The sequence below is a fragment of the Allofournierella sp. genome, from assembly GCF_048388525.1.
In the GTDB taxonomy this organism is placed as follows: Bacteria; Bacillota; Clostridia; order Oscillospirales; family Ruminococcaceae; genus BQOK01.
The window spans coordinates 1-20501 of the sequence record NZ_DBGCTQ010000002.1 but is presented as its reverse complement, the minus strand read 5'-3'; the positions used below and the strand labels follow the sequence as shown (position 1 = coordinate 20501).

Here is a 20501-nt window from a genome sequence, read left to right as displayed (position 1 = left end):
TTTCAGAAAGGAGGCGGCGCCCATGCGGCCCGCAAAACGCGGCGCAAAACCGGGCTTCGCCTTGCTGGAGGCCATCGTCTTCGTGCTCCTCATGCTCCTGCTGGGGGCGGCCATGCTGGGGGCAGCCTACAACATGCACCGCCGCAGCCTCGAGCGCGCCGAGAACGACCGCGCCTACAACGCGGCGGTGGCCGCCCTTAAAATGGTGGGCGACGCCATCGCCGGCGGCAGCCCGCCCGGCCCCTACCTGGCCGAGACCTCCTACACCCTCGATGTGACCCCCCAGGGCGGGACCGCCCAGACCTTCGCCCAGATCACGATGAAGGGCGAGGAAGGCGCTCTTTCCCTTGGGGGCGAGACCTTCGAGGGGGTGCGCCTTACCGCCACCGCCACGGTGGCGGGCGAAAGCGAAACGGTTCAGCTGACCCTGCAAAAAGCAAAGGCCGAAGCTTACCCCCACACCCTGTTCGGCGCGGGCTTTGCCGGCCGCTTCACCGCCGGCCAGCAGCCCCTTCTCACCCTCGGCCCCGACACCGATCTTTACCTTTACGGCGCCGCCGGGGCCGTGGAGCTCACCGGCCTCACCGCCGGCGGCAACGTGGCGGTCCAGGGCGCACAGCTCACTCTGCGCGATTCCAGCGTGGCCGGCTCGGTGGTGGCCGATCAGGCCCTCTCCCTCGAAAACACCCTGGTGGGCGGCCAAACGCCGGATCCGTCCGCATCAGCCCCCCCGGCCGACCCGGCAAACCGCCTTTCCAACGTGTATTCCCTCGCCTCCGCGGCGCTGGGTCCCGGCTGTAAGATCAGCGGCGATGTGTACGCTCCCCTTGTTTCCAGCCGGGGCGATGTGCGGCTGCTGGGCGGCCGCAGCATTTATTGCAGCACCCAGGACCTGGGCGAATATACCGTGTTCGGGGCCGATGGCGGCGGCCGCCTCACCACCGAAACGGCCTTGTCCCGCACCGGCACCCTTACCTTCCAGGGCGCCGGCAAATGGAGGACCTTGAGCGGCCCGCTGCAAGATCCCTTTTCCGGCGCGGACCCTCTGCCCATGTTTGTACCGAACTTTCCGGTCAGCATCCCCACCACGGTCGTTTCTGCAAATCAAACAGAAGCTGTCGTCCCCGCCACCGACGAGGGCGTTTTGTACCGTGTGGAATACGGTACAATGCTCACCCTCACCGGCGCCGACCCCGGCCCCGGCCTCGCCCCGGCCGTTTTCGTGATTCTGGAAGAAAACGCCACCCTTTATCTCCAGGGACCCGGTCCTTTTTATCTGTACGTCTACGGCCAGGGGCCGGCCAAGGGCAGCATTGTAAAGGCGCCCAGCGGCGCCGTGATCTACGGCTGCCTGCAGGGGATCGAGTTTGATTTTACCTCCTCTCCCGGCAGCTCCCTCACCCTCACCCTCAACGCTGTGCAGCCCAGCCGCATCGAGTATCAAACGCCCGTGAGCGCCGGCAACAGTGCCGATGCCTGGCGGGTCGTGGGGTACGAGCGGCTCTCTTGACCCCGATTTTTCCCGAAGGGAGGCGGCCCCCATCAAAAAGCAAACAAAGCAGGGCTTCACCATCGTCGAGCTGGTGGCCGCCATCGTGGTGCTGGCCTTCGCGGCGCTGGTGCTGGCGGTCATGATGAACACCGCCTGGCAGCTGCGCGCGCAGGCCAAAGCCTGGCAGGACCAGGCGGCCCAGCTGAACCCCAGCACCGCCCAAAGCTCCGGCCTGCCGGCCGGCCTGACCCTCAACAGCGGCAGCGCCGCCCTCACTGCAAGCGGCAGCTATTCCCGCAGCGCGGGGGGCCTGCTGGGCGTCTGGGTCTGGTACCCCCTCACGATGGACTGGTCTGCCCTCACCCAAAGCAAGGTGGCCGCCCAGCCCCTGCCCGCGTCCGGGGCGGGCGACCCGCTGGCGCTGGCCGCGCCCCAGCCGCCCGCCGCCGCGCTTCCCGGCAGCTTTTCCGCCTCCGGCAGCACCGGGGGCGAGGGCTATGCCCCCGCCATGGCGGCCTCTGCCATCGGGGTGGATCAGCACGTCTCGGTGGTCCTGCGGCAGGAATTTTTATATCTCCGCGGCGGCGAAGGCGGCCAAGGGGATATTTCCAGTGCTTACGAAAAGGGCGGTTCGCCCGGCAGCCTCACCGCCGCCCCGGCCAGCGGCAGCGATCAGCCTTTGCTCGTTTATGTGGCGGGCCCGCTCACGGTAAGCTCCATCCCAAAGGGCGAGGGCTCCCCGGCGCACGCCTGGACCTGGCAGCCCGGCTGGTACGCGGTGCCCGCGGGCGCCGACCTGTTCAGCGCTTCGCTGAACGAGGCGGAGGTGCAAAACTGGCGGCTGGACTTTTCCGGCATCCTGAGAAGGGACGGCTCCCGCCCGGTTTCCAACGGGGACCTCACCGATGCCGAGCGGGCCGAACTGGCCCAGCGGCTGGACAAAGCCTATGCCCGCCTGGTGCTTGCGGGCGTTACCTTCGGGCCCTGAGCCCCGCCCATCTTAAAGCCAAAGGAGGTGCCCGGCATGAAGCGCAAGGCAGGCTTTACCCTCATCGAGCTGGTGGTGGCCATTGTGATGGCCTGCATTCTGCTGGCCACCCTCACCCCCCTGCTCACCCTGGCCCAGAACGGCACCTACACCGCCCAGCGTTCCACCCGCGCCAGCCAGGCGGGCGACGCCATTTATGAATACATCGCCTCCCTGCTCAAAAACGCCGAGCGGGTGTACATCGGCGACGCGGGCGCTTATCAGCCGGCGGATCCCGATTCCTGGAACAAGATCACCGTCAGCCGCGCCGGCAAGGACGGCGTGCTCACGGTCAACAACACCGCCGTGTATCCCCTGGAATACCAGGAGGATTGTGCCCTCACCCTCAGCGTGATGGGCCAAAGCCGCAACCAGCTCCAGCTTTTGGTCGCCCTGGCCGACAACCGCTCCTCTGAGACACTTTACACCAAGACCTCCGCCATGACCCTCTCCAACCTCGAGGGCGGCGGCTTCGGCCAGGCCGAGGGCATCGTGGGCGGCTGGGTCTCCGGCGACGGCTTCGACAGCACCCAAACCATCGGCACCGCCGCGGGGGTGGGTCCGCTGGTGATCTATTTCAAGGGGAGCGGCAGCCTGCTCCCAGATTTCAATCCCATCCCCGGCGGCGACCACCCCCAGCCCACCCCCGGCCCTTCCGCTTTCAGCGTCACCCTCCCCGCTCGCATGGAAGTGGAGCAGGGCGAACAGGCCTTGCTGCGGGGCTATGTCACCTGGCCGGCGGGAGTCGACGAAGCCTCTAAGGGCAAGGCAACCTGGTCGGTCTCCGCCGGCGGCGACCTGTATCTGGATGTCACCAACGAGGAGACCGGCTCTTTCCCCACCGCGCATCTAAACGGAAAAACCGTCACCGATCCCGGCAGCCCCGTCACCGTCACCCTCACGGTCACCTGCACGGTGGGGGGCGTTCCACAGTCTGCCACGGCCCATTGCGACATTACCGTCTGGAAAAACCAGAACGGCAATTGCTTTATGGAGTATAACGCTGTATCCGGAGACTGGGTCAATGCAGCCGACCAAACTTTTTTCATTCCGGTCAATACAGGCTTTCAGCTTAGAGCCCGTTTGGAAAACGGAGCAGCTTTCAGGCAGGATTCCATCACCTGGAAAAGCAGTATGCCGGAAACCGTAAGCATTACAGCTCATCCGGACGCTCAAATGAGTATGAATACAAAAAAGGTGGGCTACAGCCGCATCACATTCGAGGCTCTCGACACAAACGGGCAGCTTTATCATGCAGAAACAGGCATTGTGGCTTTCGATTCTTCCACCTTTGAATTGGTGTGGCGGGATGCAGCGGAAACTTCCAAGCAGACCCTCTCTGCCATTGCGGGAAACGATGTTGTTGCACAGTTGATCGTCCATCTGCCCGAAGGCGCCCCGCCAGACTGTTTAAAAAGTTACAACGCGCTTCTTTCCACCGCTGCCAGCGGAAACGAAAACGCGGGTTGGTTATATAATTGGAACTACAATCGCCTTTTTAAGACTCCTTCGGAGGTTCCGGTTAAGGCCATTGCCGGCGCGGACGGCACCGTACGCTTTAATTTTCCAACACTTGAACTGGATCGTGCGCCAACCTCTCCCCAGGAAAAGTTCGGCGATATCTCCGCGCGCGTTTACCTCGCGGGGTATGGTTCACCCAAGGCTCCCACGGTGGGAGAGCAATGGTTTTCGCCGCGTTTGTCGGTTACGGTCAGCACTGGAGACCCCTTTACAAGCTCCTCCGGTCCTATCGGGGACCCGGTCAGTGTGAACGCCTATGACGAAACCAACCCATTTGAAATTTACGCCCCTCTTGACGTTCAATCCATCACCAATTCCGCAAACTCTGGGCAATGGCGCTGGAAAATACGTGAGAAAGGTGAAACCACCTGGAATATATTGCCTCCCGGTGAAGGCGTATATGATAATTTTTTGGGCTACTCCCTTTCCACCGATTCCATTTTTTCTCTCAGGCTTTGGCGGCAGAAAGCTCAAGCCAATGCAACCTATGAAGTCTCGTTGGATTATCTGCCCAATAATTCCTCAGCCTGGAAATCCGTTTCCAGCATTGTGACCATCGCTATAAAATAGAACCCACGCAGAAAGGCAGACCCGCTATGAAAAACATCCGTCTCGGCGAAGTGCTGGTGGAGTACGGCTACATCAGCGAACAGCAGGTCCAGCAAGCCCTGGCCCTGCAAAAAGAGAACAAGGGCAAGCGCCTGGGCGAGGTGCTCATCGAGATGGGCGCCATCACCGAGGCCCAGCTGCTCAGCGCCCTGGGGCAAAAGCTCGATCTCGAGATCCTGCCCCTCGCCACCTACCCCGTCCAGCAGGAGGCGGTGGCCAAGGTGCCCAAGGCCCTGGCCGCGCGCTACAGCCTCATCCCGGTGGCGGTGCAGGGCGGCCACCTGCTGGTGGTCATGAACGATCCGCTGAACTTCTATGCCATCGAGGATGTAAAGCTGGTGGCGAACCTCCCCGTGGATGTGGCCCTGGCCCCCAAGGCGGCCATCCTGCACGCCATCGAGTACCACTACGCCGAGGTCGAGGCCAAAAATGCGGCGGCCCAGGCCAATGTGGACGCCGACGCCATGGAGATGCAGGACTTCGCGCGGGACATCGACCTGGACGAAAACGACCAGACCCCGGTGGTAAAGCTGCTCAACAGCCTGCTTGTGCGGGGCTACAATACCGGCGCGTCCGACATCCACATCGAGCCCTACGAGGAAAAGCTGCTGGTGCGCATGCGCATCGACGGCCAGCTGGTGGACTACGTGACCCTGCAATTGCAGCTGCACCAGCCCCTCATCGCCCGCACCAAAATCCTTGCCGGCATGGACATTGCCGAAAAGCGCCTTCCGCAGGACGGCCACTTCAAAACCACCATCGAGGGGTTCGAGATGAACGTGCGCGCCAGCGTCATCCCCACCATCCACGGCGAAAAGGGCGTGCTGCGCTTTTTGAACACCAGCACCGCCATCGACCGGGCCGATACCTTCGGCATGGACGAGGAGAACTATAAAAAAAGCCTGGCGATCCTGCAGAACCCCCACGGCGTGGTCTATATCACCGGCCCCACCGGCAGCGGCAAGACCACCACCCTCTATCTCATGATGGAACGGCTGGTCAAGGGCCCGGTCAACATCGTCACCATCGAGGACCCCGTGGAAAAGAACATCAACCGGGTCAACCAGATGCAGGTGAACAACCTCGCGGGCCTCACCTTCGAGACCGGCCTGCGCGCGATCCTCCGGCAGGACCCGGACGTGATCATGGTGGGCGAAACGCGCGACAGCCAAACCGCCCAGATCAGCGTGCGCAGCGCCATCACAGGGCATCTGGTGCTCAGCACCCTGCACACCAACGACGCCATCAGCGCCATCGTGCGCATGGAGGACATGGGCGTGGAACCCTACATGGTGGCCAGCAGCCTGGTGGGCGTCATCGCCCAGCGGCTGGCCAAAAAGCTCTGCCCCCACTGCCGCCAGGCGGTACCCGCCACCGAGGCCGAAAAGCGGGTCTTCGGCCCCGGCGTCACCCAGCTCTACCGCGCCAAGGGGTGCCATCTGTGCAACGGCACCGGCTACAAGGGCCGGGTGGCGGTGCACGAGGTGATCGTGGTCGACAAGGCCATGCGCCGCATGATCTCCGAAAAACGCGACATCGAGGATATTTACCAGTACGTGCGGGAGCACCAGCATGCCACCACCCTGCGGGGCGGCCTTGCCCGGCTGGTGGCCGCCGGCGTCACCGACGCCGCCGAGCTGGTGCGCCTGACCTACGGCGCCGACGACTGAGCCGCCCATCATAAAAAGGAGCGTTCGCCATGACCCTGGAAGATCTCATTGTAGCGGCCCGCAGCCACAGCGCTTCGGACCTGCACCTCACCCACGACCAGCCCCCCGCCATGCGGCATTTGGGGCAGCTGGTCTACGGCTCGCCCCTCGCCCCCGGCGAGGCCGAGCGCATGATCCTGGACGCGCTGCCCCCCCTCATGCGCCGGCGCATCGATGCGGGCGACGACGCCGACTTTTCCATGCAGACCCCGGACGGCCTCCGCCAGCGCGTGAACGTGTTCCGCCAGCAGGGGCATCTGTGCGCCTCCATCCGCCTTCTTCGGCCCGAGGTCCCCACCCTGGAAGACCTGGACCTTCCCCCCGCCGTGCGCATGTTTGCAAACCAGCCCCGGGGCCTTGTGCTGGTCACCGGCCCCACCGGCAGCGGCAAATCCACCACGCTGGCGGCCATGATCCAGCACATCAACGCCACCCGCCGGTGCCACATCGTCACCATCGAGGACCCCGTGGAATACATGTACACCCCCAAGGGCTGCGTGATCCACCAGCGCGAGGTCGGCTCCGACACCAAAAATTTTGCCAGCGCCCTGCGCAGCAGCCTGCGCGAGGACCCGGACGTGATCCTGGTGGGCGAGATGCGCGACTTCGAGACCATCTCGGCCGCGCTCACCGCGGCTGAAACCGGCCACCTGGTGTTCAGCACCCTGCACACCATCGGCGCGGCCAACACCGTGGACCGCATCATCAACGCCTGCCCGGGCGAGATCCAGCAGGAGGTGCGCACCCAGCTGGCGGGCGTTTTGAAGGGCTGCATCACCCAGGAGCTGCTCCCCCTGGCGGACGGCAGCGGCCGCACCGCGGCGCTGGAGATCCTGGTGGCCACCGACGCCGCCCTGAACCTCATCCGCGAGGCCAAGGCCTACCAGCTGCCCAGCCTGATGCAGACCGGCGCGAAAGACGGCATGCAGACCCTCAACCTGCACCTGGCCCGTCTGGTCCAGGCCGGCCGGGTAGACTACGCCGCCGCGCTCGAGCGCGCCAGCGACCCGGACGAATTCCACGGCTACCTGAACATGTAGCGGCGGAGCCGCGCCGCTTTGTGCCCCAAAGCTCCCCTTTGCCAAAAAAAGTGCTCTTTGCAGGCCGCCAGGGCCGCGCAAAGAGCACTTTTTCATTTTATGGGATACCCATCGGCGCGGCACTAGCCCCCGGCCGCCGGGGCCGTTTCGGCCGCCTCCTGCACCCGGATGCGCCGCCGCAGCCAGCCCCCCTGCAAATAGTAGGCCAGGAACAGCACGCTGGTGAACGCCCAGCTTAAGGGGTAACAGGTCAGCACGCCGTTCAGGCTGGGCCAGAAGGGGGTCGCCACCGCCGCCACCCACACGATGCGCAGCACACACACGCCAAAGCTGGTCATCAGCATGGGGATCAGCGAATCGCCGGTGCCGCGCACCGCGCCGCTCAGCACCTCGATCAGCACATAGGTGGGCCACACCGGCACCAAAAAGTGCAGAATGCGCAGCCCCTCGTGGATGACCGTCTGGTCCGGCACAAAAAAGCGGTACACCCAGCTGCCCAGCGGCAGCACCAGCGCCATCAGCAGCGCCGTGGCGGCAAAGGCCATGCCCGCGCACTGCAAAACGCCCTTCTTCACCCGGTCGTACCGCTTCGCGCCGAAATTCTGGCCCACAAAGGTGGTGATGGAAAGGCCGAACGAGCTCATGGTCATCCAGAACACGCTGTCAATCTTGCCGTAGGCGGTATAAGCGGCCACCACGTCGGTGCCAAAGCCGTTCACACTGGCCTGCACCACAATGTTCGACACCGAATACATCACCGACTGCAGCCCCGCCGGCAGCCCAATGCGCACCACCTGCCCCAGGATCTCCGGGTCAAAGCCCAGCTTTTTGGGGTCGAACCGGTAACAGGCGGCCGCCCCGGTGATGCTGGCCAGGGTCAACAGCGCCGCCACGCACTGGCTCAGAACCGTGCCCAGCGCCACCCCCAGCACCCCCATGCGCAGCCCCACCACAAACAAAAGGTCCAGCGCGATGTTGGTCAGCGAGGCCGCCACCAAAAAGTACAGCGGCCTGCGCGAGTCGCCCACCGCCCGCAGGATACCGGTGCCCATGTTGTAAATAAGGCTGGGGATCATGCCCAAAAAGCACACCCGCAGGTACAGCACCGCCTGGGGCATGATCTCCTCGGGGGTGTTCATCCTGCGCAGCGCCCAGGGGCTGGCCGCAAGGCCCACGATCATGATCACGGCGCCCCCCGCCAGGGCCAGGGCCACCGCGGTGTGCACCGCCCGGCTCACCCCTTCCGCGTCGCCCGCGCCGTACCGCTGGCTGATGATCACCGTGGCCCCGCTGGCAAGCCCCACAAAAAAGCCCACCAGCAGGTTCAGCACCACCGCCGTGGCGCCCACGGCGGCCAGCGCCCCCTTGCCCACAAAATTGCCCACGATTACCGCGTCGGCGGTGTTGTAAAGCTGCTGGAAAAAGGTCCCGAACCAGACCGGAAAGAAAAACAGCAGCAGCTGTTTCCAGATCACGCCCTGGGTGATTTTGTTCTGCATCGGTGCTCCCTCGCTCACTTTGTTCTTTCCCCGCAAAAGCCCCTGCCGGGCCGGATCCGCCGCGCCAAAAACGCCCTTTTGCGGGGCGCGCTGCGGCCTGTGGCAATTCTACACATTACGCCTTACCGCGCGCTTTGTCAAGGGGGATCGGGCTGTGAAAATCAAAACAAACTTTTCCCCCTCGCATCTGCCAAAAAAGCGCAAAAAGTTCCTGCAAACGGCTGTACGAAACCTCGCGTTTTGTGCTATACTGGGTCTTATACTGGAGCAATGGGCCATGCGGGCGCTCCCGCGGGCCAACATGATGTGAAGGAGGCATTTCTCTATGATCCTTGTATGGATCCTGCTTGCGCTGCTGGCGATCCTTGTGGTGCTGCTTTTGGTCGCGGTGGTGCGCACGCTTCAAATGAAGCCCACCCCCGCCGTGCGGGCCAAATTCCCCGATTGCGACCTCGACCGGGCCCAGGGCTATGCCGAGGGGCTCTCCCGCCTCGTGCAGTGCGAAACGGAGTCCCACTTTCAGCAGGCAGACCGCAAAAAGTTCGGCGGGTTCCACAAGCTGCTGAAAAAGGAATTCCCCACCCTGCACCGCCGGGCCGAACTGATCGACCTGAACGGCAGCCTGCTGTTCAAGATCACCGGCTCAAACCCCGGCACCACCCAGCCCATTCTGCTCATGAGCCACCACGACGTGGTTCCCGCAGAGGGCGAATGGCAGCACGGGCCGTTCTCCGGTGAGATCGCCGAAGGTTCGGTCTGGGGCCGCGGTACGGTGGATACCAAGGGCAGCCTGTACTGCTTTATGCAGGCCGCGGAGGAATTGCTGAAAGCTGGCTGGAAGCCGGAGTGCGACGTATATCTCGCCTCCAGCTGCACCGAGGAATGGGGCGGCGACGGCGCCCCCGCCACCGCCGCCTGGCTCAAAGAGCACGGCGTGCGCCTGGGCATGCTGATGGATGAGGGCGGCATGATTATGGACAGCCCCATGGCCGGCGTAAAAGGCCGTTACGGCGTGGTCGGCGTGGTGGAAAAGGGCTATGCCGACGTTAAATTCATCGCCAGAAGCGGCGGCGGCCATGCCAGCGCCCCTGGCCGCAACACCGCGCTGGTGCGCATTGCAAAATTCATCTGCCGGGTGGAAAAGCACAATCCCTTCCGGGCCCGCTTCACCCCCACCCTGCGCGAGATGTTCCGCCGCATGGCCCCCAACATGAACTTCGGCATGCGCCTTTTACTGGGCAACCTCTGGCTGTTCGAGCCGCTGCTCACGGTGCTGCTGCCCAAGGTGAACCCCCTGGCGGGCGCCATGATGCGCACCACCTGCGCCTTTACCACCGCCAAAGGGTCAGACGGCCTGAACGTGCTGCCGCAGGAGGCTTTTGTGACCGCCAACATGCGCTGCATGCCCCACCAGCCCACCAAGGAAAGCGTGCCCCTGATCTGCAGGCTCGCCAAAAAGTTCGGGCTCGAGGCCGAGGTCATCTATCAGGACGACCCGCCGCCGGAGGCCAGCTACGAGGGCGCGCCCTTCCGCCTGCTGGAAGACACCATGCAGAAGATCTACCCCGGCTATTCCATGACCCCCTACATCATGACCGGCGGCACCGACGCGCGCTTTTACAAGGAAGTCACCGACAACGCGCTCCGTTTTGCCCCTCTGGAGATCAACAAGCAGCAATATGCCAGCATTCACGGGCTGGATGAAAACATCTCGGTAATGGCCCTGCCCCCCGCGGTGGACTTTTACAAGGAAGTGCTCACCGGCTGGGCGGGCAAGCTGCCCGAGAAAAAGGCCCCCCGGCGCGCGGCCAAAAAGCCCGCCGACCCCAAGGCCGAAGCGCCCGCCGCACCGGCCCCGCAGGCCCCGGTAACGCCGTCCGCTCCCCCTGCGGCCCCCGAAAAGGCGCCGTCCGTTCCCGTTGATCCGGCCCCCCCACAGCAAAAGGCTCCTGTCGAAGCCCCCGAGGCGGCCCCCGAAAAAGCGGCCCCTGAAAAGGCCGAAAACGCAGCCGCCCAGCCCGCGCCCGCCGGGGCCCAGGCCGCCGCCGTGAGCGCTCCCGCCCCGGCCCCGGCAAAAAAGCCCACGGCCAAAAAGGCCGCCGCCAAAGCGGAAAGCGCGGCAAAGCCCGCAGAGCAGCCAGCCCCCGAATCCCCCGCCGGGGCCCCTGTCAAAAAAACCGCCGCCAAGGCAGCTGCGGCCAAAAAGGCCGCTCCCAAGGCGCCTGCGGCTGAAAAGGCCGCGGCCAAAAAGGCGCCTGCCAAAAAATCCCCGGCCAAAAAACCGGCCGCCAAAAAGCCTGCGGCTGAAAAGCCCCAGCCGCAAAGCGAAGCGCCTGCCGCAGAGCAGCAACCCGCTACCGTGTGATCTCTGTTTTTCAAACAAAGCTGCCGCCCCGTGGTTTTCCACAGGGCGGCAGCTTTGTTGTTGAAAGCAGAGCCAAAGGCCCCGGCCGGGTTCATTTTTGCAGGATCTCCCGCCGGATGGTCCCAAACGCCTTTTCCTCGCCCTCCTCCCGCAAAAGCAGCAGCATGCGCTCCAGCAGGCGGCGGGTGGCGGGGTGCAGCAGGTAATGCGCCTGCCCTCGCTCGTAATACTGCCAGGGTGAAGCGTCGGTGTAGGCGTCCTTCAAATAGGTCCGGCTGGCGGCAATCCGGTCGCAGAACATCTCGGCCACATACCGCACCGGCATCTCGTTGCCGATCATGGTGCCGGTGCCCGCCGGGTCGTAATCGATCCAATATTCCAGGTGGTGCCGGTTGCGCCCCTTGTGATGCAGCCAGGCGGTGCTGCATCCCTCGGCCTGGCGCTGGGCGTCGTTGGGGCTCCGGTCGCCCTGGTAATATCTCACCCCCGGCCAGAACTCGGCGGGCGTGTACTTTGAAAGGTCATGGCACAGCCCCTGCCGATACAGCCCCAGCTTAAAGCAGTATTTCATCACCAGCCACTTGTGGTGGGTGATGGTGCTGAAATGCCCCCACAGTTTGTTCACGGCATTCTTTCCCCCTCTTTTGTAAAAGCCGGGCGCCGCGGCGCCCGGCTTTTATTATATCACGTCTGCCCGCCGGGGTCACACCGTTTCCTCACTCGCCTCGTCCAGCCGCCCCTCCCACAGGTAGCGCCGCGTTTCCTTCACGATCACCCCGCTCAGCAGCAGCACGCTCACCAGGTTCGGAAAAGCCATCAGCCCGTTCATCAAATCGGAAAAGTTCCACACCAGGTCCAGGCTCGTCACCGTGCCCAAAAACAGCACTGCCAGATAAATCACCCGGTACGCCGTGATCGCCCGCCCGCCGAACAGGTACTCCACACATTTCTCCCCATAAAAGCTCCAGCCCAGAATGGTGGTGAAGGCAAACACCGAAAGCGCCAGGGTCAGCACATACTGCCCGCCGGGCAGGTTTGCAAAGGCAAGGCGGGTCATCGCGTCGTCGCCCGCGCCCGCAAAGGCCGCCGGGTCGCGCATCATGCTGCTCACCACCACAAGGCCGGTCATGGCGCACACCACCACCGTATCCCAAAAGGTGCCGGTCATCGACACCAGGGCCTGCCGCACAGGGTTTTTGGTCTGGGCCGTGGCGGCCGCAATGGGCGCGGTGCCCAGGCCCGACTCGTTGGAAAACAGCCCCCGGGCCATGCCGTAACGGCAGGCCGCCATTACGCCTCCGCCCACAAAACCGCCGCCCAGGGCCCTTGTGCTGAACGCGCTTTTCACGATCAGCGCCAGCGCCGGCGCCAAAAAGTTCCAGTTGATTGCCAGGATCGCCAGGCACCCCAAAATGTAAAACAGGCTCATAAAGGGCACCAGCTTTTCGCACACCTGAGCGATGGCCTTCACCCCGCCCAGGATCACAACGGCCGACAGCAGGGTAACCACCGCGCCGCTCACCGCCATGGGCACGCCAAAGGTGGTGTGCACCACATCGCTGATGGCGTGGCTCTGCACCGTGCAGCCAATGCCAAAGGTGGCCACCACCGTAAGGGCGGCAAACAGCACCGCCATCCACTTCCAGTGCAGCCCCCGCTCAATGGTGTACATGGGGCCGCCCACCATGGCTCCCTTTTCGTTGCGGGTTCGGTATTTTACCGCCAGCAGCGACTCGCCGTATTTCGTGGCAATGCCGAACACGCCCGTAAGCCAGCACCACAGCACCGCGCCGGGGCCACCCAGCGCAATGGCGGTGGACACGCCGATGATGTTCCCGGTGCCAATGGTCGCGGCCAGCGCGGTGGCCAGCGCGCCGAACTGGCTCACCTCGCCCTCGCTGCCCTTGTCCGGCGTCACGCTCAGCCGGATCGCTTTAAAGGTGTGCCGCTGCACAAAGTGCAGCCGCACGGTCAAAAACAAGTGGGTGCCGAACAGCATCACCAGCATGGGCACTCCCCACAAAAAGTCGCTGCACGCCTTCACCACCTGGGTCAGGGTCTGCATGGGCGGTTCCCTCCTCGCAAATACTGCCGCCCCGGCCTGTAGCCGGGCGGCGAACATTCTACAGAAGTATACCACATCCCCACCCCGCCTGCAAGGTGTGCGCCGCACGCGTTGACTTTCTTCTGCGCGCGCGGTATAACTGAACTATATCCCATCACGGGCGGCGCATCGCCCCAAGGAGGCCCCTGTCATGAAACCTTCCGCACCCCGCCCATCCCGCCGCCGGCGCCTGCTTGCATGGACCGCCGCCCTGCTTGCAGCCTATCTTATTCTGGGCACCGCGCTGCCCTTTGTGCATCACAAGCCGGTGGGCGCACAATACGCCGCCCAGCTTGCCTCCACTCAATTCTATGCCGCCGCCCCCGGCAGCGAGCGGGTCGCCTGTGTGGACGGCAACTCCGACGCCCTGCTCTGGCGGCTGCGGCTCATCGGGGCCGCCCAGCGCGAAATCATCCTTTCCACCTTCGAGTTCCATGCAGACGAGAGCGGCCGGGACGTGCTGTCCGCCCTGCTGGCGGCGGCGGACCGGGGGGTAAAGGTGCGCGTGCTCATCGACGGCCTGTCGGGTTTCAAAAACCTGACGGGAAACGCTTTTTTCAAGGCCCTGGCCGCACATCCGAACGCCGACGTCAAGGTATACGCGCCTTTAAATCCCGCGCTGCCCTGGCAGCTGCAAACCCGCCTGCACGACAAGTATCTCATTGCCGACGACTCCCTCTTCCTGCTGGGCGGGCGCAACACCTTTGATCTGTTTTTGGGCGATTATGTGCAGGGCCAAAACATCGACCGGGAGCTCCTGGTGTGGAACACCGCTCCCGCCCCCGGCAGCTCGCTGGCCCAGCTGCGCACCTATTTTGAAGGGGTCTGGGCGCTGGGCTGCACAAAGCCTTACACCTGCGAACACGCGGGCAAAACGGTGCGCCAGGCCGCCGCGGACCTGGCGCAGCGCTACAGCGGCCTGGAAGAAAAGCTGGGTCAAAGTCTTGCGCTGCCCGACCTCACCCCCCTCACCCTGGCCGCCAACAAGGTCACCCTGGTTGCAAACCCGGCCGGGCCGGTGAACAAGGAGCCCTGGGTCTGGCACACCATCACCCGCCTTGCCGCCGGGGCGGGCGACGTGGTCATCCAAACGCCCTATGTCATCTGCAGCTCCGAAATGTATGGCGAGCTGACCGCGCTGTGCGCAGGCGCGGGGCAGGTGCGCATTATAACGAACGCGGTGGAAAGCGGGGCAAACCTGTTCGGCTGCACCGACTACCTGAACCAAAAGGCAAATATCCTGGCCACCGGCGCGCAGGTGTACGAGTTCAGCGGCGCCCACTCCATGCACACCAAAACCGTGCTGGTGGGTGACCGGCTCTCCCTTGTGGGCTCGTATAACATGGACATGCGCAGCACCTACCTGGACACCGAGCTCATGCTTGCGGTGGACTGCAAAGAACTCAACGCGCAGCTCCGCGCGGGCGCCGAAGGCCAGATGGCACAAAGCCGCGTTCCGCTGGCGGAGGGGGGCTTTGAATACGGCCCGGCCTTCCCCTATCCCCAGTACCCGGCAGTCAAGCGGGTGCTCCACAGCCTCATGCGCCTCGTGGCCCCGCTGATCCGGCATCTGATGTAACCATACAAAAAGCGCCCCCGGCGCGGCAGGCCTGCCGCGCCGGGGGCGCTCTCGTTCTCTCTTTATTCCACCCACAGGGTGCCGTGGATCTGTTCGGCGCCGTGGTTCACCAGCCGCAGCACCACAGTGCCCGGCTCACATTGCGCCAGCGAGAGCTCCTGTGTGCCCTCCGCCCCGCTCAGGGTATAGGTTTCCACCACAGCCCCGTCCTGGATCAGCTCCAGGTCCAGCCGTTCGCCCTCGCACTCCACCGCCGCCATCAGGGTCCGGCTCTGCCCGTCGTCCAGGTCAAACTCGCTTCTGGTGTGGTAGCCATCGCTGGTTTTGCTCATATAAAAATTCCACACGCCATTGTGCCGGTTCTCGCTGTTCATGATCACCCAGCCGGTGTTCACTTCGGGCTTCCAGGTGCTGGTGATGGGCAGCCCCACCGAGCTTCCCGCCACCTGCATCGCGCCCACCGCGCCCCTTGTCTCGGAAATGCTGAACACGATCAGCCCCACAAAGGTGCACAGCAGCAGCACCATGCCCGCGGCTCCGGTCACAATGGCCGCCTTGCCCACGCCGCTCAGCTTGCGCCGGGGGGGCCGCTCGCCGAAGGCCGGGTTCCCGGTGCCGCAGTTGGGGCAGTACCGGGCCGAGCGCGCCACCGGGTATTGGCAGGCCGGGCAGGGGTCCACGGTATTCCTGCGCCCGAAGATAAAGTAGAGCAGCAGCGCCACAATGGGGCTGGCGAACACCGCCATCAGCACCCACAGCACCGGCTCCTGGCCATGCAGCCGCGAATCCTGGTAAAGCCACACGCAGCTTGTCACCAAAAACACCAGCATCAGCACCATCGCCAGAAGAACGAACCCCAAAACAAATGTTGCAATCATCATGATCCTCGTATCTCCTTCTTGCCCTTCGCGGGCAGTACCAAGGTGAGTTGTTCTTTTAAGTCGGAGCATTTGAGCCCCACCAGGGTCAGCACCACGCCCCCCACTGCCAGCCAGCCCAGGGCAAACGCCGCCAGGTGGGCGGCCAGGGGCATAATGGGCAGCGCAAAGATCGCCGCGGGCACCCCGCACACGATCAGGTTCGCCACCATGGGCAGCCACCACAGGCGTACCCTCCGCTGGGCTCCCTCGCCCTCCAGCTGCTCCTGGCGCTGGTAAAGCTTTGCTTTCAGCACCGCGTCCAGCTCGGGCGGCGGGTTCTCGCTGCTTTGCAGGGCGGCGTTCAGCGCCGCGTCAAATTTTCTGTCGTTCATAGCCCTGCGCCTCCATTTCCTGTTTCAGCATCTGTTTGGCCCTGTGCAGCCGGCTTTTCACCGTGCCCAGGGGCAGCTTTTCAATGCCTGCAATGGCCTCCAGCGGCAGCTCCGCCCCGTAGGCCAGCAGGGCCGGCACGCGGTATGTCAGGGGCAGCCGGTCCACCGCCGCCCGCAAAGCGGCGCGTTCCGCTCTGCCCTGCGCCGTGGCCTCGGTGTCCTCCCGGGCCGCCGGTTCCGGCGCGTTTTCGTCGTCCAGCTCCAGCGGCTGGGCAATGGCCGCCCGCCGCCCGCGCTTGCGCGCCTCGTTTTTCCAGATCCCGCCCGCCACGCTGTAAAGCAGCGCGCGGGGGTTTTGCTCCTCGTCCAGCTCCCCGGGCAGCTCCAGAAGCCGCAAAAAGGTCTGCTGGTACAGGTCCTCCGCGTCCGGCGCAAACCCTGCGAGCCGGCGGCAGTAGCGGTAGATCTCGGGGCCGTAGCGGTCCACAAGGCCGGATACGTCGGGTGCCTGCATGCGTTTCTCACTCCTTCGTTTGTGATGTGGGGGCTGCCCTCTGCACTGTAATCGTCGTGTGCGGGGCAAAGGTTCCCGTTTTTTTAATTTTTTATGTTCCTGTGGCCCTGCCCGCGCTGCGCAGCCCTTTTGCCCCTTGTGGGCCTTCTTCCGGGCCGGCGCGCCGCAAAGGGCGCTTTCCTCCTCTCCCCCGCGGTTGCCAAACAGCCCGTCGTGTGCTGCAGTAAGTCTGAAAGAGCGCGGGGCGGCCGGCCCCGCGCCGTGGCACAAAGGAGGTGCAGCATGGTCGAAGTCGTTTTTGGCGGCAGCGCCTGCAGCTCTTTAAAACTGGCGCAGCCCTGGGGCAAAGGGCCTTACCGCAGCGGTGCCTGCGGCGTTGCGTTCATAGGCCGCGGCGGCCGCGGGCGAGGCGGTGCGCGTCTGGTACAGCGACGCGCCGGACGAAGCCTGCGGCCTGTGCTGGCTGATGGCCCAGCTGCACAGCCTGGGCGGGGGGTGCGGGCCGGTCTCGCTGGTCAAACTGCCCGCCTGGCACTTCGACCACCAGCAAAATTTGGTGCGGCAAACAGGCTGGGGCAGCGTTTCCCCCGGCGAATGGGGCAGATATCTTGCCCTGCAACCCCCCGCGCTGCCCGCATTCATCCACTGCTGCGCCCTGCACTGGGCCGAGCCGCAAAGGGAAAACGCGCCCCTGCGGGCGGTGCTCAACGGGCGGCTGGTGGGCGTGCCCGCCTCCTTTTACGACCCCTTCATCCGGCGCGAGCTCGCAGCGGCCGGGGAAATCTTCCAGGAAGCCGCCTTGATCGGCCGCGTCCTGGGCAAATACGAACTCGGCGTCAGCGACGGCTGGGTTGCGCTGCGGGTGGAGGAACTGGTGCGCGCCGGCACGCTCCGGGTGGTGAGCGAAGCGCCCGCCAACATGCCTGTCTACCGCCGCACCCTCCAAAAGTGCGCCGCCGTGTAAGGGGGCACTGCGGCGGCAGCCTCCTTCTTTTCGCCGTCCGCATCGTTTTACACAAAAAGGCGCGAACCTGGGGTTCGCGCCTTTTTGTTGGCAATGCACGTTTTGTTCTGTAATGGGCGGAGCGCCGGCGCTCCGCCCTCCTTTTATCCCTTCACTCCCCGCGCAAAAAAGGCTCCATGGCCGCATACAGCTTGTCGCTGTGCACCACATAGCTGCCGTGCCCCTCGCCCGGCAGGATCATCAGCTTTGCCCCCGGGATATGGGCGGCAAGGGCGCGGGTTTCGCGCTCGGTCACCAGGTCTTTTTCGCCCGCCAGCACCAGGGTCGGCGTCTTGATGCGTTTCAGCATGGCCTGTGTGATGTGGGGCTGGGTGAGCATGAGCTCCAGCTTTTCGCTGCGGCTGAAACAATACGCCAGCTTAAAGCCCGCCCGCAGCAGCGGCTTGACCCCCTGCGGCGTCAGGTTGGCGCCGCTCACCACCAGTTTCCTCAAAAGGTCCGGGTACCGGCCGGCCACCAGCAGGCCGATGATTCCCCCGTCCGAAAAGCCGTAGAGCAGCGGCCTTTCCAGCTCCAGGGCTGCAATAAACCCGGCCACGTCCTCCGCCATCTCGCCATAATCCAAAAAGGGCACGCTGTCGCTTTTGCCGTGGTTGCGGCTGTCCAGCGCATAGACCGTGTACTCCCGGCTCAGCTCCCTCACCAGCACGTCAAAGATCGTGTGATCCTCCATATTTCCGTGCAGCAGCACAAAAGGCCGCCCGCTGCCGGTCCTTTGATAAAACAGTTTCAGGCCGTTTACCTTTACAAACATTCTCAGTACCCCCTTTTCAGCTCTCCGATCCATAAGTGCGCAAACCGTTTTCTGCCGCCCGGCAAGGCCGGGGCGCGCCTTTCTCACACGCATCGTACCCCTGCCGTTATTATAGCACGAAACGCGCCGGCGGTCAGCGCTCTCCCTGCAATTCCAGCATATCCACCCAATACCGCTTGGGGCAGTGGGTGCTGCGCACCCTGGGGTTTTTGCGCGCCTCGATGGCAATGGTCTTGTAAAACTGCTTCCACAAGGCCTGGAACCCCGCTTCCTCCCCGCTCACCTGGGGAAACGCCGGCGGCTCGGCAAGCTGGGCGTAGCCTGCCGCATGATCCTGGTAAATCAGGGCGGCCCGGTGGGTCCGGTCATAAATCACAAAATTTTCTTCCGGGTAGCGCTGGCAAAAGTGCGCCCGCAGCAGGGGCAGCACGTAGCTTTTGGGGGTGATGCAGGCCCCCAAAAAGCTTCCATAATCCACAAAGCGCAAAAAGCCGGTGAACTGATGCGCTTCATGGGTGACCTGCTGCTCCATCCGGCGCACCGGCGCCACGTCCGCGTGCCCCAGCATGGCCATAACCCGCGGTCCCACCTGGTAGCCCAGCAGCAAAAACCTCAGCAGCGCCAGCTCCTTGTTCGCCTCATCGCACAAAAACGCCTGCATCACCAGCTCCCGGGCGCCGAACCCCATTTTCCTTGAAAAGCTGGCGCTCACCCGGCGCGCCTTTTCCGGCTCGGTCTCAATCGGCTGCTCGGGGAACAGGGTCATGCAGGGCTCGTCCCAGGGAAGGATCGCAAAGGGGATGGTTTTGTGGTACACACTCTCGTGGATGCAGCACAAAAACCCCTGCCAGCTCCCGTCATACCGGTACACTACATCCTGCTCGCAATACATTTTACCGCCTCCTCCCGCGCAGCCGCCGCCGCAAGCTCCGGCGCCGCCCCCGCCCCGGCAAGCTGCTTTGCCAGCGGCGCGGCAAACAGGCTCAGCTGTTCGCCCTGGGCGCTGAACACCCGGGGGTCCAGCAGCGCCGCCGCAATGCGGTGCCGGCTGCCCCCGCCGGAAGCGCCGGTGAACCCCTTGCAGGTGATAAAGTACTGCGCGCGCTTCAGCACCACCCCTATGCGTTTCAGTTCCGCCAGCCCCAGCGCCCCGGCCCGCCGCGCGGTCGTGATCCGTTTTGCGCTGCGCGGGCCGATGCCCGGCACCCGCAGCAGCCGCTCGGGCTCCGCCCGGTTCACATCCACCGGGAACTGATCCAAATGGTGGATGGCCCAGTTGCATTTTGGGTCGAGGCAGGGGTCGAAGTTCGGGTTTTCCTCATCCAAAATCTCGTCCGCCTGAAAATGATAATAGCGCAGCAGCCAATCCGCCTGATACAGCCGGTGCTCCCGCAAAAGCGGCGGCTCGGTGTTCAGCGCGGGCAGGCGCGCGTCCGCCGCCACCGGAATATAGGCCGAAAAAAACACCCGCCGCAATTCATATTTGCGGTACAGCCCTTCGGTGAGCTTTAAAATCTGGCGGTCGCTCTCCGGGCTCGCGCCCACGATCATCTGGGTGCTCTGCCCCGCGGGCGCAAACCTGGGGGTGCTTTTGTAAAGGGCAAGCTCCTGCTTGTTCTGCTTTTGGCCCAGTGCGATCTGTTTCATGGGCGCCAGAATTGCCTGTTTGCCCTTGTCCGGCGCCAAAAGCCCCAGGCTCTGGGCGCTGGGCAGCTCAATGTTCACGCTCATGCGGTCGGCCAGAAGGCCCAGCCGCTGAATCAGCAGCGGGTCCGCCCCGGGGATCGCCTTGGCATGGATATATCCCCGGAAGCGGTAGTGCCCCCGCAGCAGTTCCAGGGTCTGGATCATGCGCTCGGTGGTATAATCCGGGTTCACCAGCACCGCGCTGGATAAAAACAGCCCCTCAATATAATTCCGACGATAAAACTCCACCACAAGCCTGCAAATCTCTTCCGGGGTAAATGTTGCTCTTTCCTTCTCGTTCGCAGCACGACTCGGACAATACTTGC

At 64.0% G+C, this 20501-nt stretch carries 17 protein-coding genes; 8 read left to right on the top strand and 9 right to left on the bottom strand.

Features of this window, described 5'->3' with window-relative positions:
- Nucleotides 1–22: 22 nt before the first annotated feature.
- From ACMLHZ_RS00240 to ACMLHZ_RS00220, 5 genes are read left to right on the top strand one after another with little or no spacing between them, the layout of a single operon-like run.
- Nucleotides 23–1510 carry a hypothetical protein gene (locus ACMLHZ_RS00240; protein WP_418665810.1) on the top strand — a complete coding sequence of 496 codons (1488 nt, stop codon included), beginning with the start codon at nucleotides 23–25 and terminating at the stop codon, nucleotides 1508–1510.
- Nucleotides 1473–2480 (top strand): type II secretion system protein, encoded by a 1008-nt coding sequence (locus ACMLHZ_RS00235; RefSeq protein WP_418665824.1) that lies wholly within the window; start codon nucleotides 1473–1475, stop codon nucleotides 2478–2480. Before ACMLHZ_RS00240 ends, ACMLHZ_RS00235 begins: the two co-directional genes overlap by 38 nt.
- Nucleotides 2481–2516: 36 nt before the next feature.
- Nucleotides 2517–4610 (top strand): type II secretion system protein, encoded by a 2094-nt coding sequence (locus ACMLHZ_RS00230; RefSeq protein ID WP_418665809.1) that lies wholly within the window; start codon nucleotides 2517–2519, stop codon nucleotides 4608–4610.
- Between the two features lie 26 nt (nucleotides 4611–4636).
- Nucleotides 4637–6319: a GspE/PulE family protein gene (locus tag ACMLHZ_RS00225; protein ID WP_418665808.1), complete on the top strand. Its 1683-nt coding sequence runs from the start codon at nucleotides 4637–4639 to the stop codon at nucleotides 6317–6319.
- A gap of 29 nt (nucleotides 6320–6348) precedes the next feature.
- A complete protein-coding gene (locus ACMLHZ_RS00220) occupies nucleotides 6349–7398 on the top strand; it encodes a type IV pilus twitching motility protein PilT (RefSeq protein ID WP_418665807.1) in 1050 nt (349 codons plus the stop codon).
- A 122-nt stretch (nucleotides 7399–7520) separates the two neighbouring features.
- Here the strand turns inward: ACMLHZ_RS00220 and ACMLHZ_RS00215 are convergent, their stop codons facing one another.
- Nucleotides 7521–8897: an MATE family efflux transporter gene (locus ACMLHZ_RS00215; RefSeq protein ID WP_418665806.1), complete on the bottom strand. Its 1377-nt coding sequence runs from the start codon at nucleotides 8895–8897 to the stop codon at nucleotides 7521–7523.
- A gap of 325 nt (nucleotides 8898–9222) precedes the next feature.
- On the opposite strand from ACMLHZ_RS00215, the gene ACMLHZ_RS00210 reads away from it, so the two are divergent.
- Nucleotides 9223–11262 (top strand): M20/M25/M40 family metallo-hydrolase, encoded by a 2040-nt coding sequence (locus tag ACMLHZ_RS00210; RefSeq protein ID WP_418665805.1) that lies wholly within the window; start codon nucleotides 9223–9225, stop codon nucleotides 11260–11262.
- Nucleotides 11263–11353: 91 nt separating this feature from the next.
- Here the strand turns inward: ACMLHZ_RS00210 and ACMLHZ_RS00205 are convergent, their stop codons facing one another.
- Nucleotides 11354–11833 carry a DUF5662 family protein gene (locus tag ACMLHZ_RS00205; RefSeq protein ID WP_418665823.1) on the bottom strand — a complete coding sequence of 160 codons (480 nt, stop codon included), beginning with the start codon at nucleotides 11831–11833 and terminating at the stop codon, nucleotides 11354–11356.
- A 132-nt stretch (nucleotides 11834–11965) separates the two neighbouring features.
- Nucleotides 11966–13327: an alanine/glycine:cation symporter family protein gene (locus ACMLHZ_RS00200; RefSeq protein ID WP_418665804.1), complete on the bottom strand. Its 1362-nt coding sequence runs from the start codon at nucleotides 13325–13327 to the stop codon at nucleotides 11966–11968.
- Nucleotides 13328–13517: 190 nt separating this feature from the next.
- Between ACMLHZ_RS00200 and ACMLHZ_RS00195 the strand changes: the two genes are divergently transcribed.
- On the top strand, nucleotides 13518–14945 hold the full coding sequence (locus ACMLHZ_RS00195) for a phospholipase D-like domain-containing protein (RefSeq protein ID WP_418665803.1): 1428 nt from the start codon (nucleotides 13518–13520) through the stop codon (nucleotides 14943–14945).
- A gap of 62 nt (nucleotides 14946–15007) precedes the next feature.
- On the opposite strand, the gene ACMLHZ_RS00190 is transcribed toward ACMLHZ_RS00195, so the two are convergent.
- From ACMLHZ_RS00190 to ACMLHZ_RS00180, 3 genes are read right to left on the bottom strand one after another with little or no spacing between them, the layout of a single operon-like run.
- Nucleotides 15008–15826 (bottom strand): zinc ribbon domain-containing protein, encoded by an 819-nt coding sequence (locus tag ACMLHZ_RS00190; protein WP_418665802.1) that lies wholly within the window; start codon nucleotides 15824–15826, stop codon nucleotides 15008–15010.
- Nucleotides 15823–16197 carry a hypothetical protein gene (locus ACMLHZ_RS00185; protein ID WP_418665801.1) on the bottom strand — a complete coding sequence of 125 codons (375 nt, stop codon included), beginning with the start codon at nucleotides 16195–16197 and terminating at the stop codon, nucleotides 15823–15825. Before ACMLHZ_RS00185 ends, ACMLHZ_RS00190 begins: the two co-directional genes overlap by 4 nt.
- Nucleotides 16178–16711, bottom strand: a complete 534-nt coding sequence (locus ACMLHZ_RS00180) for an RNA polymerase sigma factor (protein ID WP_418665800.1) — start codon at nucleotides 16709–16711, stop codon at nucleotides 16178–16180. Before ACMLHZ_RS00180 ends, ACMLHZ_RS00185 begins: the two co-directional genes overlap by 20 nt.
- Nucleotides 16712–17123: 412 nt before the next feature.
- On the opposite strand from ACMLHZ_RS00180, the gene ACMLHZ_RS00175 reads away from it, so the two are divergent.
- The gene (locus tag ACMLHZ_RS00175; RefSeq protein WP_418665799.1) at nucleotides 17124–17675 is read left to right on the top strand and encodes a DUF3658 domain-containing protein; all 552 of its coding nucleotides are present in this window, start codon (nucleotides 17124–17126) and stop codon (nucleotides 17673–17675) included.
- Between the two features lie 151 nt (nucleotides 17676–17826).
- Here the strand turns inward: ACMLHZ_RS00175 and ACMLHZ_RS00170 are convergent, their stop codons facing one another.
- The 3 genes from ACMLHZ_RS00170 to ACMLHZ_RS00160 form a co-directional block, all read right to left on the bottom strand.
- Entirely contained in the window at nucleotides 17827–18489 is a 663-nt protein-coding gene (locus tag ACMLHZ_RS00170) for an alpha/beta fold hydrolase (RefSeq protein ID WP_418665798.1), read from the bottom strand.
- A gap of 133 nt (nucleotides 18490–18622) precedes the next feature.
- A complete protein-coding gene (locus tag ACMLHZ_RS00165) occupies nucleotides 18623–19381 on the bottom strand; it encodes a TIGR03915 family putative DNA repair protein (protein ID WP_418665797.1) in 759 nt (252 codons plus the stop codon).
- Nucleotides 19360–20501, bottom strand: a 1142-nt coding sequence (locus tag ACMLHZ_RS00160) for a putative DNA modification/repair radical SAM protein (RefSeq protein ID WP_418665796.1), incomplete at its 5' end; no start/stop codon positions are given. The genes ACMLHZ_RS00160 and ACMLHZ_RS00165, both read right to left, overlap by 22 nt.

Excerpts from the sequence above, each read along its gene's own strand:
- ACMLHZ_RS00215 (WP_418665806.1), bottom strand. The coding sequence starts at position 8,897 with ATGCAGAACAAAATCACCCAGGGCGTGATCTGGAAACAGCTGCTGCTG.
- ACMLHZ_RS00190 (WP_418665802.1), bottom strand. The coding sequence starts at position 15,826 with ATGATGATTGCAACATTTGTTTTGGGGTTCGTTCTTCTGGCGATGGTG.
- ACMLHZ_RS00240 (WP_418665810.1), top strand. The coding sequence starts at position 23 with ATGCGGCCCGCAAAACGCGGCGCAAAACCGGGCTTCGCCTTGCTGGAG.
- ACMLHZ_RS00220 (WP_418665807.1), top strand. The coding sequence starts at position 6,349 with ATGACCCTGGAAGATCTCATTGTAGCGGCCCGCAGCCACAGCGCTTCG.
- ACMLHZ_RS00195 (WP_418665803.1), top strand. The coding sequence starts at position 13,518 with ATGAAACCTTCCGCACCCCGCCCATCCCGCCGCCGGCGCCTGCTTGCA.
- ACMLHZ_RS00230 (WP_418665809.1), top strand. The coding sequence starts at position 2,517 with ATGAAGCGCAAGGCAGGCTTTACCCTCATCGAGCTGGTGGTGGCCATT.
- ACMLHZ_RS00180 (WP_418665800.1), bottom strand. The coding sequence starts at position 16,711 with ATGCAGGCACCCGACGTATCCGGCCTTGTGGACCGCTACGGCCCCGAG.
- ACMLHZ_RS00170 (WP_418665798.1), bottom strand. The coding sequence starts at position 18,489 with ATGTTTGTAAAGGTAAACGGCCTGAAACTGTTTTATCAAAGGACCGGC.
- ACMLHZ_RS00165 (WP_418665797.1), bottom strand. The coding sequence starts at position 19,381 with ATGTATTGCGAGCAGGATGTAGTGTACCGGTATGACGGGAGCTGGCAG.
- ACMLHZ_RS00225 (WP_418665808.1), top strand. The coding sequence starts at position 4,637 with ATGAAAAACATCCGTCTCGGCGAAGTGCTGGTGGAGTACGGCTACATC.
- ACMLHZ_RS00235 (WP_418665824.1), top strand. The coding sequence starts at position 1,473 with ATGCCTGGCGGGTCGTGGGGTACGAGCGGCTCTCTTGACCCCGATTTT.
- ACMLHZ_RS00185 (WP_418665801.1), bottom strand. The coding sequence starts at position 16,197 with ATGAACGACAGAAAATTTGACGCGGCGCTGAACGCCGCCCTGCAAAGC.
- ACMLHZ_RS00200 (WP_418665804.1), bottom strand. The coding sequence starts at position 13,327 with ATGCAGACCCTGACCCAGGTGGTGAAGGCGTGCAGCGACTTTTTGTGG.
- ACMLHZ_RS00210 (WP_418665805.1), top strand. The coding sequence starts at position 9,223 with ATGATCCTTGTATGGATCCTGCTTGCGCTGCTGGCGATCCTTGTGGTG.
- ACMLHZ_RS00205 (WP_418665823.1), bottom strand. The coding sequence starts at position 11,833 with ATGAAATACTGCTTTAAGCTGGGGCTGTATCGGCAGGGGCTGTGCCAT.